This window comes from Arthrobacter sp. yr096, assembly GCF_900108925.1.
GTDB lineage: Bacteria > Actinomycetota > Actinomycetes > Actinomycetales > Micrococcaceae > Arthrobacter.
The window spans coordinates 1-14,695 of the sequence record NZ_FNYI01000008.1; the positions used below are offsets into that span (position 1 = coordinate 1).

At 63.3% G+C, this 14,695-nt stretch carries 13 protein-coding genes; 8 read left to right on the top strand and 5 right to left on the bottom strand.

Going from position 1 to position 14,695, the window contains the following annotated elements:
• The first annotated feature begins 207 nt into the window (after positions 1-207).
• The gene (locus BMY91_RS18315; RefSeq protein WP_090824544.1) at positions 208-663 is read left to right on the top strand and encodes an iron chaperone; all 456 of its coding nucleotides are present in this window, start codon (positions 208-210) and stop codon (positions 661-663) included.
• A gap of 13 nt (positions 664-676) precedes the next feature.
• Here BMY91_RS18315 and BMY91_RS18320 read toward each other — a convergent pair whose 3' ends face one another.
• Positions 677-1,468: a CPBP family intramembrane glutamic endopeptidase gene (locus BMY91_RS18320; RefSeq protein WP_090824546.1), complete on the bottom strand. Its 792-nt coding sequence runs from the start codon at positions 1,466-1,468 to the stop codon at positions 677-679.
• Between the two features lie 192 nt (positions 1,469-1,660).
• Here BMY91_RS18320 and BMY91_RS18325 point away from each other — a divergent pair, with 192 nt between their 5' ends.
• The 7 genes from BMY91_RS18325 to BMY91_RS18360 all read left to right on the top strand — a co-directional run bounded on the left by BMY91_RS18325 (position 1,661) and on the right by BMY91_RS18360 (position 9,369).
• A complete protein-coding gene (locus tag BMY91_RS18325; RefSeq protein ID WP_090824548.1) occupies positions 1,661-2,473 on the top strand; it encodes a CPBP family intramembrane glutamic endopeptidase in 813 nt (270 codons plus the stop codon).
• A gap of 294 nt (positions 2,474-2,767) precedes the next feature.
• Positions 2,768-3,814, top strand: coding sequence for a saccharopine dehydrogenase family protein (locus BMY91_RS18330; RefSeq protein ID WP_090824549.1), 1,047 nt, complete (start codon positions 2,768-2,770; stop codon positions 3,812-3,814).
• Positions 3,811-4,425: a TetR family transcriptional regulator gene (locus BMY91_RS18335; protein WP_090824551.1), complete on the top strand. Its 615-nt coding sequence runs from the start codon at positions 3,811-3,813 to the stop codon at positions 4,423-4,425. The genes BMY91_RS18330 and BMY91_RS18335 overlap by 4 nt, the downstream gene beginning before the upstream one ends.
• Entirely contained in the window at positions 4,422-5,681 is a 1,260-nt protein-coding gene (locus BMY91_RS18340; RefSeq protein WP_090824554.1) for an alpha-L-fucosidase, read from the top strand. Before BMY91_RS18335 ends, BMY91_RS18340 begins: the two co-directional genes overlap by 4 nt.
• A 249-nt stretch (positions 5,682-5,930) precedes the next feature.
• A complete protein-coding gene (locus BMY91_RS18345) occupies positions 5,931-7,526 on the top strand; it encodes an HNH endonuclease (RefSeq protein WP_090824556.1) in 1,596 nt (531 codons plus the stop codon).
• A gap of 455 nt (positions 7,527-7,981) precedes the next feature.
• Positions 7,982-8,536 carry an RNA polymerase sigma factor gene (locus tag BMY91_RS18355; RefSeq protein ID WP_090824560.1) on the top strand — a complete coding sequence of 185 codons (555 nt, stop codon included), beginning with the start codon at positions 7,982-7,984 and terminating at the stop codon, positions 8,534-8,536.
• Positions 8,533-9,369, top strand: a complete 837-nt coding sequence (locus BMY91_RS18360; RefSeq protein WP_090824561.1) for a hypothetical protein — start codon at positions 8,533-8,535, stop codon at positions 9,367-9,369. Before BMY91_RS18355 ends, BMY91_RS18360 begins: the two co-directional genes overlap by 4 nt.
• 23 nt (positions 9,370-9,392) lie before the next feature.
• Here BMY91_RS18360 and BMY91_RS18365 read toward each other — a convergent pair whose 3' ends face one another.
• The 4 genes from BMY91_RS18365 to acs are packed head-to-tail and all read right to left on the bottom strand — an operon-like array spanning position 9,393 to position 14,543.
• The gene (locus tag BMY91_RS18365; protein WP_090824563.1) at positions 9,393-9,887 is read right to left on the bottom strand and encodes a CoA-binding protein; all 495 of its coding nucleotides are present in this window, start codon (positions 9,885-9,887) and stop codon (positions 9,393-9,395) included.
• The gene (locus tag BMY91_RS18370) at positions 9,884-11,242 is read right to left on the bottom strand and encodes an O-acetylhomoserine aminocarboxypropyltransferase/cysteine synthase family protein (protein ID WP_090824565.1); all 1,359 of its coding nucleotides are present in this window, start codon (positions 11,240-11,242) and stop codon (positions 9,884-9,886) included. Before BMY91_RS18370 ends, BMY91_RS18365 begins: the two co-directional genes overlap by 4 nt.
• Positions 11,242-12,432: a dimethylsulfone monooxygenase SfnG gene (gene sfnG, locus BMY91_RS18375; RefSeq protein ID WP_090824566.1), complete on the bottom strand. Its 1,191-nt coding sequence runs from the start codon at positions 12,430-12,432 to the stop codon at positions 11,242-11,244. Before sfnG ends, BMY91_RS18370 begins: the two co-directional genes overlap by 1 nt.
• Complete coding sequence (gene acs / locus BMY91_RS18380; protein WP_090824568.1) at positions 12,429-14,543, bottom strand: acetate--CoA ligase; 2,115 nt, start codon at positions 14,541-14,543, stop codon at positions 12,429-12,431. The genes sfnG and acs overlap by 4 nt, the downstream gene beginning before the upstream one ends.
• Positions 14,544-14,695: the final 152 nt, after the last annotated feature.

Genomic DNA, 14,695 nt, shown 5'->3' on the forward strand with positions numbered 1-14,695 from the left:
AGCCTCTCTGGCTGATGAGAACTACTGTGCCGGGCCAGAATCAAGAACCCATCCTGCAAACCCGCAACAGTTCCTCAGGAAAACCTCAAGACTCCTGCAGCCCCCACAGCCCCTTCAAAACTGAGCAGTTTCGGAGAAGCCCACACTGCCATTGCGCCGTAGCGTTGGGGTATCCGCAAGAGATCCAGCAGAGAAGAGGGGCCTGCCATGGCTGACACCGGAACCACTGACAAGACCAAGTCCTACGACGGCTTCACGGAGGAAGAGCGCGCGGCCATGAAGGAGCGCGCCCAGGAACTGAAGAAGGCGCCACGTAAGAAGGCCTCCGCGGCAGACGGGGAGGCTGACGTCCTTGCCAAGATCGCCGAGATGCCTGAAGGGGACAAGGCCATGGCGGAGCGGCTCCACGCCCTTGTCAAGGAGCACGCCCCACAGCTCACGCCCAAGACCTGGTACGGAATGCCGGCTTACGCACTGGACGGGAAGAACATCGTCTTTTTCCAGAGTTCACATAAGTTCAAGGCCCGCTACGCGACGCTCGGATTCGAGGAGAACGCCAAGCTCGACGACGGCGCCATGTGGCCCACGTCTTTCGCCCTTACTGAAATCACTCCGGGGGTCGAAGCGAAGATCGTGGAACTTATCAAGAGGGCGGTGGCCTAAGGCTTCGGAGCCCTCAGGCTCCTGCACCCGCAGCAGCCAGGAGGACCAGGCTGAACGACACCCAGTCGTTGAGCACGTGTGCTCCGGTGGACACAAGAATGTTCTTTGTCCGAATGAAGGCCAGCGTCAACACCATCCGTGCGGTGCCGATAACCAGGAGGGCTTGGGCGACGTTCCATCCGTAGGTTGGCAGGTGGGCTGCGCCGAACCACAGTGCTGTGATCACCCAGGCCAAAAGCAGCGCCGTTGTGCGCTTCAGTTTCGCTTTGGTGTACAGCCAATACATGACGGCCAGGAACGGCAGGATGGTGAAGACCTCTTCGCCGAGCAACTGGATGCCGGTTCCGACGTAGAAGGCCACTACTTCGCCGGGTCCGCGTTCCAGGATCCCGTCAGTGGCCTTGTTGGCGTTGGCGCCGAAAAAGGACGAGACGAAGATGCCCACCACGAAGCTGATGGCCAGGTTGGCGAGCCAGAAGATCACCATGGCGAGGTAATCCGCGCCCGTCGGCTTGTGGAAGATCGATTTCCAGAAGGGCCCTGTGAGCCAGATGAACGCGGCCAAGGGGATGGCAACGAACAGTATCCGGGGGAGCAGCGCAATGACGTTGGTGGTTTGGGGAAGCAGAACCAGCGCGGCAAATCCAACCATGCAAGCAAGGATGATGACAATCCATTTCCACGTGGCGACTTCCACGGGCCGGCCGTCATAGAACGGCACATCACGGCCATCATCCCGTTCCATAACGCGGCCGAACCGCTTCCTGCGCTCATCTACAGCGGGAACACTCGTTGACTCGTCCATCCGAAACCCCTTTGGTGCGCCAGGCTAAGAATCGAAGCGGCTGGTAGCTGCCATGAGCCAATCAGGCCGGAGGCTCTGGCTGAGAGAACCATATCGTTGCTACATTGAGGCCGAAAGGGCCACGGCCAACTTTCTGACAGGGCCCTGTCCGCCGTCTACTACCCGGAAGCAGGCCGCCATGGAGCTGGACAAATGACCCCTTCGCTGGCTTTCAGCGTCTTCACATATGTGCTTGCACTCGGCTTTGGGATCTTTGCCCTTAGTTACTACCTGGGCAAGCGCAAGCCGGTTCTTCGTAGTCTCGGCCTGACGTTCAACAGGTGGCTGCCGATAGACGTGGTCATCGGTCTAGCGATCACGTTCGTTGCGATAGGGCTGGTGTTCGTCGTCGAGATGTTCCTGGGGGCGGTGTCGGTCCAGCCAGGCACTCTCACGTGGGCTTCGTTCGCCAACGAAGTACTGGTCCCGTTGCTCGGAGCGGCAGCACTTGAAGAGCTGTTGTTCCGTGTTCTGCTGCTCAGTGGAGTGGCCATAGTGCTGTCACGCCTCCGGCACGGGCGGTGGATCGCCGTGCTGGCGACGGCCGCGCTCTTTGGTGCGGGGCACTTGGGGAACGACGGCGCGACGCTTGTCAGCGCGTTTGGTACAGGACTCGGTGGGGTCATCTATGCCGTCGCATTCCTGACCACCCGCAGCGTTTGGCTTCCGTTCGGACTCCATCTGGGATGGAACATGTCCCAAGGACTGTTCGGGTTTCCGATCAGCGGCCATGTTGTACCGGGCTGGTTCAGCTCCACCTCGTCCGGCCCGGAGATCCTCAACGGCGGCGCCTATGGTCCCGAGGGTGGTATTCCCGGGATGCTCGCGCGCGTCCTGATCATCGCGCTGGTTTTTGTGTACGTGAAAAAGCGGTGGCCAACTGGAAGCATCGCCACTCTTCGGTTCGCGCCGGACCCGGAAAAGCAATCCCGGGCCCGAAGGCAGGCTGCTGCCCGGCCTGCCTGAGCCGGTCCGCTAGTGAGTGGGGTCCGGGTGTGGGGGTACCGGGCCTGGATCGGGAACCGACGGACCCGGCGTGGGATTGGGGCCCGGAATGGGGCTCGGCGGAAAGGGCGTCGTGGGATCCGGCGGTGGCAGCACAGGGCCCGGGTCCGGAGGGAACGGCTCGGGTTCATGGCTCGGAGGAAGCGTCATCGTCTCTCCCTAATGAAACTCGGTGGGTAGCTGCAGCCTACTCGCCGTCGGTCCGCACGTGAACCGATCAACTAATTTTAGGTCATATGACCTAGAATCGGATTCATGAACGATAACTTGCGACTCGATACCAGCGGTCCCGTACTTGTTGTCGGCGGATACGGCACCGTCGGCACAGCCCTCACTCAGCTCGCCTCCCAGGAATGGCCCCTCATCCTGACGGGAAGAAGCCCGGACCGTGGACTCCATCTGGCTACGGAGAACGTCACTCTGAAACGGTGGGACCTCAGCCAACAGGAGCCCTTTGAAGCCCGGGTCAGGGCAGTGATCAGCGCCGTCAACGACCCCCATGACAGAGTGCTCCGCGCAGCTGTCCAGGCCGGAATACCGTATGTGGACGTCACCCGTTGGACCAGCCGCGTCACCAGGGCAATGACGCAGGCCGCTCACTTGCAGCCGGAAGCACCCGTTCTGCTCAGCTCTGGATGGATGGGCGGGGTGACCAGCATCGTGGCGGCAGCACTCGCCCAGGAGGTAGGCGGCGCCGATCAGATCGATATCGCCATCCGCTACGACACCAATGACCGGGCCGGCGCCGACTCCGTTGATTTCATTGACCGGCTGGGACTGGACTTTGAAGTACGCAAAGGCGGTAAGGCCGCCGTCGTAAGTCCCCTGAGCGAGGCGCGCTGGGTTGATATCGCCGGGCACCGCACCAAAGTGGCCCGTCTGGACACTCCGGAGCAATTCACCCTGCCCATCACTCTTGGCGCCGGCTCAGTGTCCACGAGGATCGGCTTTAGTTCACACACATCGACGACGGCGTTGCTTGCCGCGCGGGCGGTGGGACTGTTCCGCTGGGGTAGCGGCGAGCGGTGGGCTCCGCTGCGGCGTGCCCTTTTGTATTCACCCGGATCGGGTGGAACTGCGCATCTCCGGGTTGACGTGGCAGGCCCGGGGGGAGCGAGGACGGCCGTCATTTCCGATCCTCAAGGCCAAGCACATCTGACTGCCGTGGGTGGCTTTCTGGGTCTTCACTCCGTGCTCCGGGACGGTGTGAATCCGGGTGTTTCCTTCCCCGAAACAGTCGCCGATCCGGCGGCCCAGCTGGCGAAACTGGAATCGTGCGGTGTGACAATATTGAGGTCATGACCGAAAGCAAGGGCGCCCTGCGGAAGGCAGCGCTCCTTGACGCTGCAGAAGAAGTGCTGGTCACCAAAGGCAACGCAAACGCCGCGATGCGGGACTTTGCTGCGGCCGCCGGCGTACGGATCGGACACCTGCAGCATTACTTTCCAACCCGCGCCCACCTCATCCGGGCCGTGCTCGAAAGGACGCTGGACCGCTCGCTGCAGCGGCTCGCAGAGGTGGCTGGACTCGATCTCGATCCCCAGGCGGCCGGTGGCCTGACCCGGGACGATTCCCACCGTCTGCTCACTGCGCTGCTCCAGGAGCACTCGGATCTTGAGGACGTGAAAATGCACCTCGAGATCTGGGCTCTGGCGTCTTCCGACGAGCAGGCGTCCTCCGCCCTGCGATCCTTTTACGCACAGTACGCAGCGCACGTAGAGGGCGTAGTCCGGCGGGGGAGGAGCGACCTCCAAGGGGCGGAGGCGCGTGGCATCGCGGCTGCGATAGTGAGTCTCTTCGAGGGCGCCGCGGTGACGCGTTCGGACATTGCCGGCCTAAGAGCAGAGCACGGTGACCAGGCCATCATCCAGACGGCGCAGTGGCTCATTCACGGACAGGAAAGCGCACAGTGACGCACCTTATTGGAACACCGGCCCAGCTCCGTTGGCAGCAGCTGGAGTTCGGCGTCTTCATCCACTTTGGCATCAACACCTTTGCCGGCAAGGAGTGGAGCGATGGCACCATCCCGGCGTCGGGTTTTAACCCGACAGAACTCGACGCCGGCAACTGGGTCCGCGCGGCCAAAGAGGCCGGCGCCCGGTATGTGATCCTGACGGCCAAGCACCACGATGGTTTCTGTCTCTGGCCGTCGGCCACCACGGAATACTCCGTCGCGTCATCGCCGTGGCTGGGTGGCGACGGCGACGTCGTCAGGGAAGTTGCCAAAGCTTGCCACGAGCAGGGGATCGGTCTGGGGCTCTACCTCTCTCCGTGGGACCGCAACGCTGAGTCCTACAGTGATCCCGCGGCTTACGACGATTTCTACATCCAGCAACTCACCGAGCTCTGCACTGGTTACGGGCCCCTGATGGAGCTCTGGTTCGACGGCGCAGGGTCGGTGGGCCGCGAGTACCACTGGGACCGGATCATCGCCGTTGTTAACGAACACCAGCCGGAAGCCATGGTCTTCAACATGGGCCAGCCCACCATCCGTTGGGTAGGCAATGAGAATGGACTGGCCGAAGATCCCGTCAACTACGTCGTGGAGCGCACCGCTGATACCCAGTACACGGAATCGAGCTCGGAGCTCGGCGCGGAAAGCTACCTGCCGCCCGAATGCGACGTTTCCATTCGCCGCGGCTGGTTCTGGCACCCCGACGACCAGCCCAAGACCACCGAGCACCTGCTGGCCATCTACTACCAGTCCGTCGGGATGGGCGCGAACCTCCTTCTGAACCTGCCTCCGGACACCCGGGGGCTTCTTCCGGACGAGGACCTCAGGGTCCTTAAGGAATGGAAGGCAGAGCTGGACCGTCGCCTCTCCGGCGCCGTGGACGCAACGCTGGAAAACCACGACGGCGGAGCCACCCTGAGCTTTCCGGCTGCTGTCACGTTCAATCACCTCGAACTCGTGGAGGACCTGGACTCGGGTCAACGGATAACACATCACACAGTTGCCACTGACGACGGCACCCTTGTTGAGGGGATGACGGTGGGGAACAGGCGCCTTCACCAAACGCCTGTTGTCACCGCCGAAAGGTTGCACGTGAAACTATCCGGCGAAGGCAGCAAGTTGAGGTCTGCCCGCGTATTTACAGGGGCACTGGACGCGGGCGTGCCGACGATTCCTGAGGGGTACGAAGCGCCGACCGAGGCTCCTGACGCGTAGTTCCCAGACGCCGTCCTGATGCTTTCCAGACGCCGTCCTGATACTTCCCAGACGCCGTCGTAGCCGGTGCGGCGGTAGCTGTTGCGTTGTTCGCCGGCCGTGCGGTGCCTGTGGTGGCTGGGCCGGGCTGGGGTGTACCTGTCGCGTGAGGTGGGACAGAACAAGCTGGAGTCCGGATCGCGACGCTGGGAAGCGGAGCCTGGAAATGCATGCGCTAATAATGTCGGTGCCTGCTGGCAGAGTGTGAGCATGGAGCAGATAAGGGAACACAAAGCGGGTGCGGCGCCAGCTGCTGCGCTGGTCCGTGCGCCGTCGCCTTCCCTAGTTTCACCCCGCGTTTCCAGCACGGCTTCAGGCACTGTGTCAGCCGTGGAGCCTGTCGTTGATGCTCCTCCTTCGCCCCGCACCGTCAGCGCTGATCTGATCAATCAACTGCGGGCCTTGGAGGACATGAAGTCCGCCATTACCGGCCTTCAGGCGCGGATAGCTGTGGCCTTCGACCTCGCGCAACGGCAAGAACACGCTGCGGCGGGTGTGCCTGTGTCTGAGCGCGGCCAGGGGGTGGGCGCTCAGCTGGCGTTGGCGCGGAGGGAATCCCCGAACCCGGGCTCCCGGCTGCTCGGCCTGGCGAAAGCGTTGGTAGTGGAGATGCCCCGCACCCTCGCCGCCCTGGAATCAGGCCAGCTCAACGAATGGCGCGCCACGCTACTCGTGAAAGAGACAGCGTGCCTGTCTGTGGAGGACCGGTGCGCGGTGGATGAAGAACTCGCCCCCGACACCGGAACATTCGACGGCAAAGGCGACCGGTCCATCATCGCCGCCGTGAAAGCCGCCGCGTACCGGCGTGACCCACGCTCCGTCGCGCAGCGGGCGAGCCATGCCGCGAGCGAACGGACGGTCAGTCTGCGCCCGGCACCGGACACCATGACCTACCTCACGGCACTGCTGCCCGTCGCCCAAGGCGTCGCCGCGTATGCGGCGCTCACCCGCGCCGCCGACACCGCCCGCTCCACCGGCGATCCCCGCAGCCGTGGGCAGGTCATGGCCGACACCCTCATCGAACGGGTCACGGGCACACCCGGCGGGATCGCCGGGATCAACCTGGACCTCGTCATGACCGACCGCACCTTGTTTCAAGGCGACAGTGAACCAGCCCGCCTCAAAGGCTACGGAATCGTCCCCGCCGAATGGGCCAGAACACTCCTCTGTACCGGCAACCAGACCCCAAACAGGCAGGAGCGTGCGACGCTTCAGGAAGCGCCGCACCGGCAGGTGCCTGCGGGGGTGCAGGAACCAGGGCTTGGGTTTCAAGCCACGGGTGCGCAGGTTGATCCCGGGGGCGTGCGGGTAGCTGCGGCCACGCATGCCGGTTCAGCTGGCCGGCGACCCGGGCCAGGCCAGCACCCCGACCCTGACTCCAGTTCCGGCTCCGGCTCCAGTTCCACGCAGGATGATGAGTTCACCGTGTGGCTGCGCCGGCTCTACACAGCACCCGGAACGGGCGAGCTCCTGAGCATGGACTCCAAAGCCCGGCTCTTCCCACCACGACTCAGACGCTTCATTCAAACCCGGGACGATACCTGCCGCACCCCCTACTGCGACGCGCCCATCCGCCACATCGACCACATCATCCCCTGGCACACAGGGGGTACCACCACCGTGGCCAACGGCGCCGGCCTCTGCGAAGCCTGCAACCACACCAAAGAAAACCCCGGCTGGACCACCAAAACCAAAACCAAGACCATGCCCGGTGGCAGGCACACCCTCGAAATCCGAACACCCACCGGCCACACCTACACATCCAAAGCCCCACCGCTACCGGGGCATCGGCCCTCCAGAACGTAGGCATCCTTGAACGCCAGGAGCCAGGAGCCAGGAGCCGGAAGCCAGGAGCCAGGAGCGAGGAGCCTGGATCCCGCCTTGCGCCAGGAAAGTCAGCTCTGCGCGGTTTCCGGGGACTCTGAATTACGCTCTTGAAAGTCAGCTCCGCGCGGGTTCCTGCGACGCTGAATGGCGCCCGGAAAGTACGCGCGAAAAAACTTTTCAAAAAAGTTCGTACCCGGCGTAACCCTTTGGCGTCCCCCGACGATTACGTCATTGAAAGGGCCGAGCTGGAATTTGTCCCCCATCATGTTCCAGCTCGGCTCTTCCTTGTTCAGAGGAGTTTTCTGACGGACAAGCGGGCCTTCCTATGGATGGCCCGGCAGAGCAGTTACCCTTGGTGGGGTTATCCGTCGAGAAATGGCGGGTGGCCTGGCTATCAAGCCACGGACCTGCCGCCGATCGAAAGTCCCATAACTGTGACCGACGCATTGACCGATGAAGCGCTGAGTGCACTCAAGGGCAATAACGCGGAACTGTTCAGCGCCGTCTATCAGGCGTACGCGGGGCAGGTTCTCGGGTATTTGACTGCCAAAGGTGTGTCAGATCCCGAAGCAGTTACGCAGGATGTTTTCCTTGCGGTCCTTCCGCGGTTGGACGACCTGAGCGGTGGCGTATCCGGACTGCGGACTTTCATATTCTCGGTAGCCCATGCGCGCATGGTGGACGAGCATCGGAAGCACAGCCGGGCACCGGAACACCATGAGTTCGAGCCCGAGCGGGATACACGCGAATCGAGTTCTGCCGAGGCTGAGGCGATGATGCGGCTGGCTCCTCTGGAGGTGATGGCCCTCCTGGACCACCTCGGCGATGATCAGCGGGAAGTCTTGACCCTCCGCATCGTTGCTGGACTCACGGTTGAGCAGGTAGCCGAAATCATGGGGAAAACCGCGGGCGCAGTGAAACAGCTGCAACGGCGGGCTCTTATTACGCTCCGTGAGCATTCGGCAGTAAAGGAATACGTGTCGTCATGACATACAGGGATACAGAACGCGAAGCAATCGTGGACGAGCTCATGCTCGACGCCGATCTCGCTGACGCCTCGGACGTCCGGCAAACGCTCCTGTCACTGGGTTCCATGGCCAATGCGCCGGTTCCAGCACCCAGCGCTGAACTGGCCGCGATGTTGGCTGGCCCTCACGACGAACTATCCAAGCGCCGTTGGCGCCACAAGCACCGCACCGCCGTGGTCAGTGTTGCCGTGGTGGCAGCGATGGGACTCGGGGTGAGCGGCGTTGCCGCCGCGAGCTCGGGCTTCACCCGGAACCCGTCGTTCATTGATGAATTGGTGGGCAGGTTCCAGCCGGCCGTCGCAACTCCTGAACTTCCCGCTCCGGACGCTCCAAGGATCACAACAGAGGCGGCTCCGGCCGTGAATCCTGCTGCGGTTCCGTCCGCCTCGGAAGCTGCGTCGATCCCCGTACCCGCGCCCGCAGCCCCAGCCGAAAACTCCGCACAGGCACAGGCACAGGCACAGGCAATCCCGGCAGCGCCCGCCCCCAACGCTCCAGCCCCTGCCGACGCCACCCACAAGACTGCCAAGGACCCGCAGGAAACGGCGTCCCAGGACAAGGCGAGCCAGGACAAACCAACCCAAGTGCTGCCGTCGCGTCCGGACACAAAGCCGGAGGCCCCAAAACCGGACTCGTCGAAAGCTGCCGCGGCTACGCCTGCCAAGCCAGCTCACGGCGCGCAGGGCAACAAGCCCGGGCAGTGGTCTCCGGCGTTGAGTGAGCGACGCGCAGAGGAAGAATTCCAGAGCGCCATCGATAAGTGGAAGCAGTGGTTGAAGCGCACAGGGCGCTAGAAGCACTATTTGGCTTGTTGGCCCTAGGCGAGGACCTGGCGCTTGGACGAGATCACGCCGGTGTCGAAGCCGGCCAGGTGGAGTCCGCCATGGAAGCGGGCGTGCTCGATTTTCACGCAGCGGTCCATCACCACGTTGAGGCCCGCGGTCTCGGCGTCGCGGGCAACGTCCTCATGCCACGAACCAAGCTGTAGCCACAAGGTCTTGGCCCCTGCGGCGACGGCTTCGTCCAGCACTCCGGGGAGGTCGTCGTGCTTGCGGAACACGTCCACGATGTCCGGGGACTCGGGCAGATCGGCCAGTGAAGCGTACGTCGGCTGGCCCAGGATTTCCTTGACCACAGGGTTCACGAAGTACACCTTGTAGCGCGTTGACGACTGCAAGTAGGTGGCCACGAAGTAGCTGGCCCGGGACGGTTTGTCTGAGGCCCCAACAATGGCGATGGATTTGGCCTCGCGCAGGAGCGCCAGGCGTTCCGGAGCAGATGGGCCGTCCCACGTGCGTTCTGCGGTGCTCATGCCTTCGCTCCTACGGTTTGGGTGCCAACAGTGCAGGCATCCGCGGGTTCTTCATCAACCAAGGAAACAGCCGATTGGGCCTCGGTCAGGGCCTGGTCCAAATCCCAAAGGATGTCCTCCAAGTCCTCCAGACCCACCGAAATGCGGACCAGGTCCTCGGGGACACCGGCGGACTCAAGCTGTTCGGCACTGAGCTGCTGGTGCGTGGTGGAGCCGGGGTGGATCACTAGGGTGCGCGAATCGCCCACGTTGGCCAGGTGCGAGGCCAGCTGCAAGGATTCGATGAATTTCTGGCCGGCCGCGCGTCCACCGGCAACGCCGAACGAGAACACCGAACCCGGGCCCTTGGGCAGGTACTTTTGTGCTCGTTCGAAGTGCGGGTGTGAGGGCAAACCTGAGTAGCTCACGTAGGCAACACGAGGATCGGCATCGAGCCATTCGGCCACGGCCTGTGCGTTCTTCAGGTGTTCGTCCAGGCGCTGGGGGAGTGTTTCGACGCCTTGCAGCAGCTGGAAGGCGGACAGCGGTGAGAGCGCCGGGCCAATGTCTCGCAAGTGTTCGCAGCGCAGTTTGGTGAGGAAGCCGTACTCGCCGAAGTTGCCCCACCAGGACACGTTTCCGTAGGAGGGCACGGGCTCGGTCATCATGGGGAACTTGCCGTTGCCCCAGTTGAAGCGTCCGCTCTCCACGATCACGCCGCCCAGGGTGGTGCCGTGTCCGCCCAGGAACTTCGTGGCTGAATGGATCACGATGTCGGCGCCGTGCTCGAACGGCCGCACCAGATAAGGCGTGCTCAAGGTGGCGTCAACCACCAGGGGGATACCGGCGTCGTGCGCTACTTTGGCCAGCCCCGCAAGGTCCTGGACTTCCGACGACGGGTTGGCCACCACCTCGACGAACAGCGCCTTGGTGTTCTCCTGGATGGCGGTGGCGTAGTCCGCCGGGTCAGTTCCGGGCACGAACGTGGTGTCCACGCCGAAGCGGCGAAGGGACACGTCCAGCTGCGTGACCGTGCCGCCGTAGAGCTGGGAAGCCGCCACGATGTGGTCGCCGGACTGCGTCAGCGCGGCGAACGTGATGAACTCGGCGGCCATTCCCGACGCCGTTGCTACCGCCCCGATGCCGCCCTCAAGGGAGGCGATGCGCTCTTCGAAAGCCGCGACGGTGGGGTTGCCGATGCGCGAGTAGATGTTGCCGTACTTCTGCAGCGCGAAGAGGTTGGCGGCATCATTGGTGTCTTTGAAGACGAAGGACGTGGTCTGGTAGATCGGGACTGCGCGGGCGCCATGCTCGGCGTCGGGAGTGCCGCCGGCGTGCAGGGCGCGGGTGCGGAAACCGAAGGTGCGGTCAGCCATCAGACGGCCACCGACTCGGCAACGGGTGTGGAGCAGAGGTCCAGCTCGGTGCCGTTCTTGCGGGCAAGGTCTGCCTCCAGTTCGCGGACGATCGGCAGGATGTCCTGGCCGAAGGCAGCCACTTCTTCCTGGAAGTGCAGGTAACCGGTGAGGAACAGGTTCACGCCGATCTTCTTGTACTCCACGATCCTCTCGGCAATCTGCTCCGGTGTGCCGATCAGCTGAGTCTTGAAACCGTCGTTGTACTGGACCAGGTCCTCGAACGTGGAGTCAGCCCACATGCCCTTGCCATCCTTGGTGGACGGGCCGGCTTCCTGCACGGCGTCCCGGAAACCCTGAACTGCGGGCTTGTGTGCCTTCTCCACGATCTCGCGAAGAGTGTCACGGGCTTCCTTCTCCGAATCGCGGGCGATCACGAAGCCGTTGAGACCAAACTTCGGCAAGGACAGTGCGCCCTCAGTGCCGCGCTTCGTCTCGCCGGATGCTGCCACAACGCCGGCGATGTTCTCCTTGAAGCCCTCAAGGTCCTTGCCGTTGGAGAAGTACCAGTCGGCGACGCGGCCGGCGGTGGCCTGTGCCGCCGTCGAGTTTCCACCGAAGAAGACTTCCGGATGGGCGCGGCCGGGAACGTCAACGGGTGCCGGGTTCAGCGTGAAGTCAGTGATGTTGTAATACTTGCCGCCCTGGCTGTAGCCCTGCTCGGTCCACAGGCCGCGGAGCACCTTGATGAATTCCTCGGTGCGGACATAACGTTCATCGTGCTCCAGCCATTCGAGGCCGAAGTTGGTGAACTCGCTCTTGAGCCAGCCCGAGACAATATTCACGGCGGCGCGGCCGTTGGAAATGTGGTCCGCGGTGATGATGTATTTCGCCAGGACGCCGGGGTGCCACATGCCCGGGTGGACAGCGGCGATGACCTTGAGTCGCTCGGTCGCAGCGAGGAGCGCGAGGCTGAAGGACGTTGCCTCGTGTTGCTTGTCCGCGCCGTACGAAGCGGCGTAACGGGTCTGGGTCAGCGCGTATTCGAAGCCGGAGTTCTCCGCAATCTGCGCCAGTTTCTTGTTGTAGTCGAAGTCCCAACCAGTGCGCTGCTCGATGGTGGACACCACCAAACCGCCGGACACGTTGGGAACCCAATAGGCAAACTTGAGCGGCTCGGAGAGTCGTGCGACGTTGCTGATCTCAGTCATGAATTTTCCTTTACTAGGGCCCGCTCGCGCAGGACGTCCTGGATGCCGGCAATTGCCGGTTCGTTCTGAAGTGAGGTGGTATCGCCCAGGGCGGTCCCCTCAAAAAGTTGGGTCAGCAGCCGGCGCATGATCTTGCCGCTGCGGGTCTTGGGTACGTCAGCCACCACGACGACGTCGCGCGGCTTGGCGATGGGGCCGATCTCCTTGGCCACGTGGTTGCGCAGGTTCGCGGCGACGTGGGCGGGAACGAGACCGGAGCCCTGTCGGAGCACGACGAACGCGACGACGGCGTGCCCGGTGGTGGGATCAGCCACCGGACAGACCCCGGCCTCCACCACCTCCGGATGGGACACCAGGGCGGACTCGATCTCGATGGTGGACAGCAAATGGCCGGAGACATTGAGGGTGTCGTCTACTCGCCCAAGGATCCAGATGTCGCCGTCGGAGTCGTATTTGGCGCCGTCCCCGGCAAGGAACCAACCGTGCTCCGCGTACTGGCTCCAATAGGAGTCGAAGTAGCGGCGCGGGTTGCCCCACACGGTCCGGGCGATGGCTGGGCCCGGGCGGTCCACCACGATGAAGCCTTGAACACCAGGCTCCGAAAGGGCTCCGGTCTCATCAACCACCCGCGTGCTCACACCGGGAAGTGGCCGTGCGGCGCAGCCTGGCTTGAACTCGGTGTCCGTGGGGGCGGGGGACATGATGGTGGCGCCTGTTTCGGACTGCCACCACGTGTCCACCATGGGAGCAGTACCCCCGCCGATGTTGTCGCGGAGCCAGCGCCAGGCCTCGGGGTTCACTGCTTCTCCCACGGTTCCCAAAACGCGAATGGAGGAGAAATCGTAGCTTTCCGGAACGCCATCGGGGAACCAACCCATCAGGGAGCGGACCAGCGTGGGTGCGGTGTAGTACTGGGTGACCTCGTAGCGTTCGATGATCTCGAAGTGCCTGCCGGGATGCGGGGTGTTGGGCGTGCCCTCGAAGATCACCTGGGTGACGCCGTTGGAGAGGGGGCCGTAGATCTCGTAGGTGTGGGCGGTGACCCATGCGAGGTCAGCCGTGCACCAATGCACGTCGCTTTCCCGCAACGAGGGTTCCGGGTTGCTGAAAAGGTACTCGAAGCTCCACGAGGCCTGCGTGAGATAGCCGCCCGAAGTATGGACCAGGCCCTTGGGCTTACCCGTGGTCCCGGAGGTGTACATGATGAACAGGGGAGTCTCGGCGTCGAAAGCGTCAGGCTCGTGAACGTCCGAGGCGGAGTCAACGACGTCGTGCCACCAGACGTCGCGGCCTTCCTCCATGCTGACGGTGGCCAGGTCCGCGGCCGGGGTGGTGCGGTTGATGACCAGCACATGCTCGATGGCATTGTCACCGGACACCGCGGCATCGGCGTTGTCTTTCACCGGCACAGCCACTCCGCGTCGGAACTGTCCGTCCGTGGTGACCAGGAGCTTGGCTTGTGTGTCCTCCACCCGGAAACGCAGTGCCTCGGCAGAGAAACCGCCGAAAACGAGTGAGTGGATGGCTCCGATGCGGGCTACCGCCAGAGTAATGATCACGGTCTCGGGGATCACCGGAAGGTAGATGACCACGCGGTCGCCCTGGGTGATGCCGAGTTCCAGGAGCGCATTCGCGGCTTTGGATACCTCCCGTTGCAGCTCCGCATAGGTGATGGCTCGGCGGTCACCGGGTTCACCCTCGAAGAACAGAGCTACCTTGTCACCCCTGCCGGCAAGCACGTGCCGGTCCACGCAGTTGTACGCAACGTTCAGTTTGCCGCCGTCGAACCAGCTGATCCGGGGGCCTTGGCCCGCCTCAACATCCGTGGGAGTCCACGTGTGGGCGGTGTGCCACGGCTCATCCCAGTGCAAGCGGCGTGCCTGCTCTTCCCAGAACGCCACCGCTGATCCGCTGTCATCAAAACCGCTCTCATCAAAACCGCTGTGACGCGCCCGCTCGCCCAAATCAGCGCCGTGCACTGCGCCGTCCGTGGGCTCAGTCGAGGACCATCCCGCTGAGCCGTGAGGGGAGCCGGGCGCGTCAAGCAGCCCTGCTTCAGAGGCCGTCGCGTCCGAAGTGGTGTGTGAAATTTTGGGTACGGCAGTCGTCATGGGAAATCTCCATGCCTGGAGTTGCAGCGTTGCGACTCAAGGGATGGTCGCCCTCTGATTCGCTGGGATGGTCGTTCTCCACTAAAGCCGAACGTTCATTTGCCTCAAAACTTCCCGGACGCCCTGCGTAATATTCGCCCCGGGCGCCCTCT

Excerpts from the sequence above, each read along its gene's own strand:
- BMY91_RS18315 (WP_090824544.1), top strand. The coding sequence starts at position 208 with ATGGCTGACACCGGAACCACTGACAAGACCAAGTCCTACGACGGCTTC.
- BMY91_RS18320 (WP_090824546.1), bottom strand. The coding sequence starts at position 1,468 with ATGGACGAGTCAACGAGTGTTCCCGCTGTAGATGAGCGCAGGAAGCGG.
- BMY91_RS18325 (WP_090824548.1), top strand. The coding sequence starts at position 1,661 with ATGACCCCTTCGCTGGCTTTCAGCGTCTTCACATATGTGCTTGCACTC.
- BMY91_RS18330 (WP_090824549.1), top strand. The coding sequence starts at position 2,768 with ATGAACGATAACTTGCGACTCGATACCAGCGGTCCCGTACTTGTTGTC.
- BMY91_RS18335 (WP_090824551.1), top strand. The coding sequence starts at position 3,811 with ATGACCGAAAGCAAGGGCGCCCTGCGGAAGGCAGCGCTCCTTGACGCT.
- BMY91_RS18345 (WP_090824556.1), top strand. The coding sequence starts at position 5,931 with ATGGAGCAGATAAGGGAACACAAAGCGGGTGCGGCGCCAGCTGCTGCG.
- BMY91_RS18360 (WP_090824561.1), top strand. The coding sequence starts at position 8,533 with ATGACATACAGGGATACAGAACGCGAAGCAATCGTGGACGAGCTCATG.
- BMY91_RS18365 (WP_090824563.1), bottom strand. The coding sequence starts at position 9,887 with ATGAGCACCGCAGAACGCACGTGGGACGGCCCATCTGCTCCGGAACGC.
- BMY91_RS18370 (WP_090824565.1), bottom strand. The coding sequence starts at position 11,242 with ATGGCTGACCGCACCTTCGGTTTCCGCACCCGCGCCCTGCACGCCGGC.
- sfnG (WP_090824566.1), bottom strand. The coding sequence starts at position 12,432 with ATGACTGAGATCAGCAACGTCGCACGACTCTCCGAGCCGCTCAAGTTT.
- acs (WP_090824568.1), bottom strand. The coding sequence starts at position 14,543 with ATGACGACTGCCGTACCCAAAATTTCACACACCACTTCGGACGCGACG.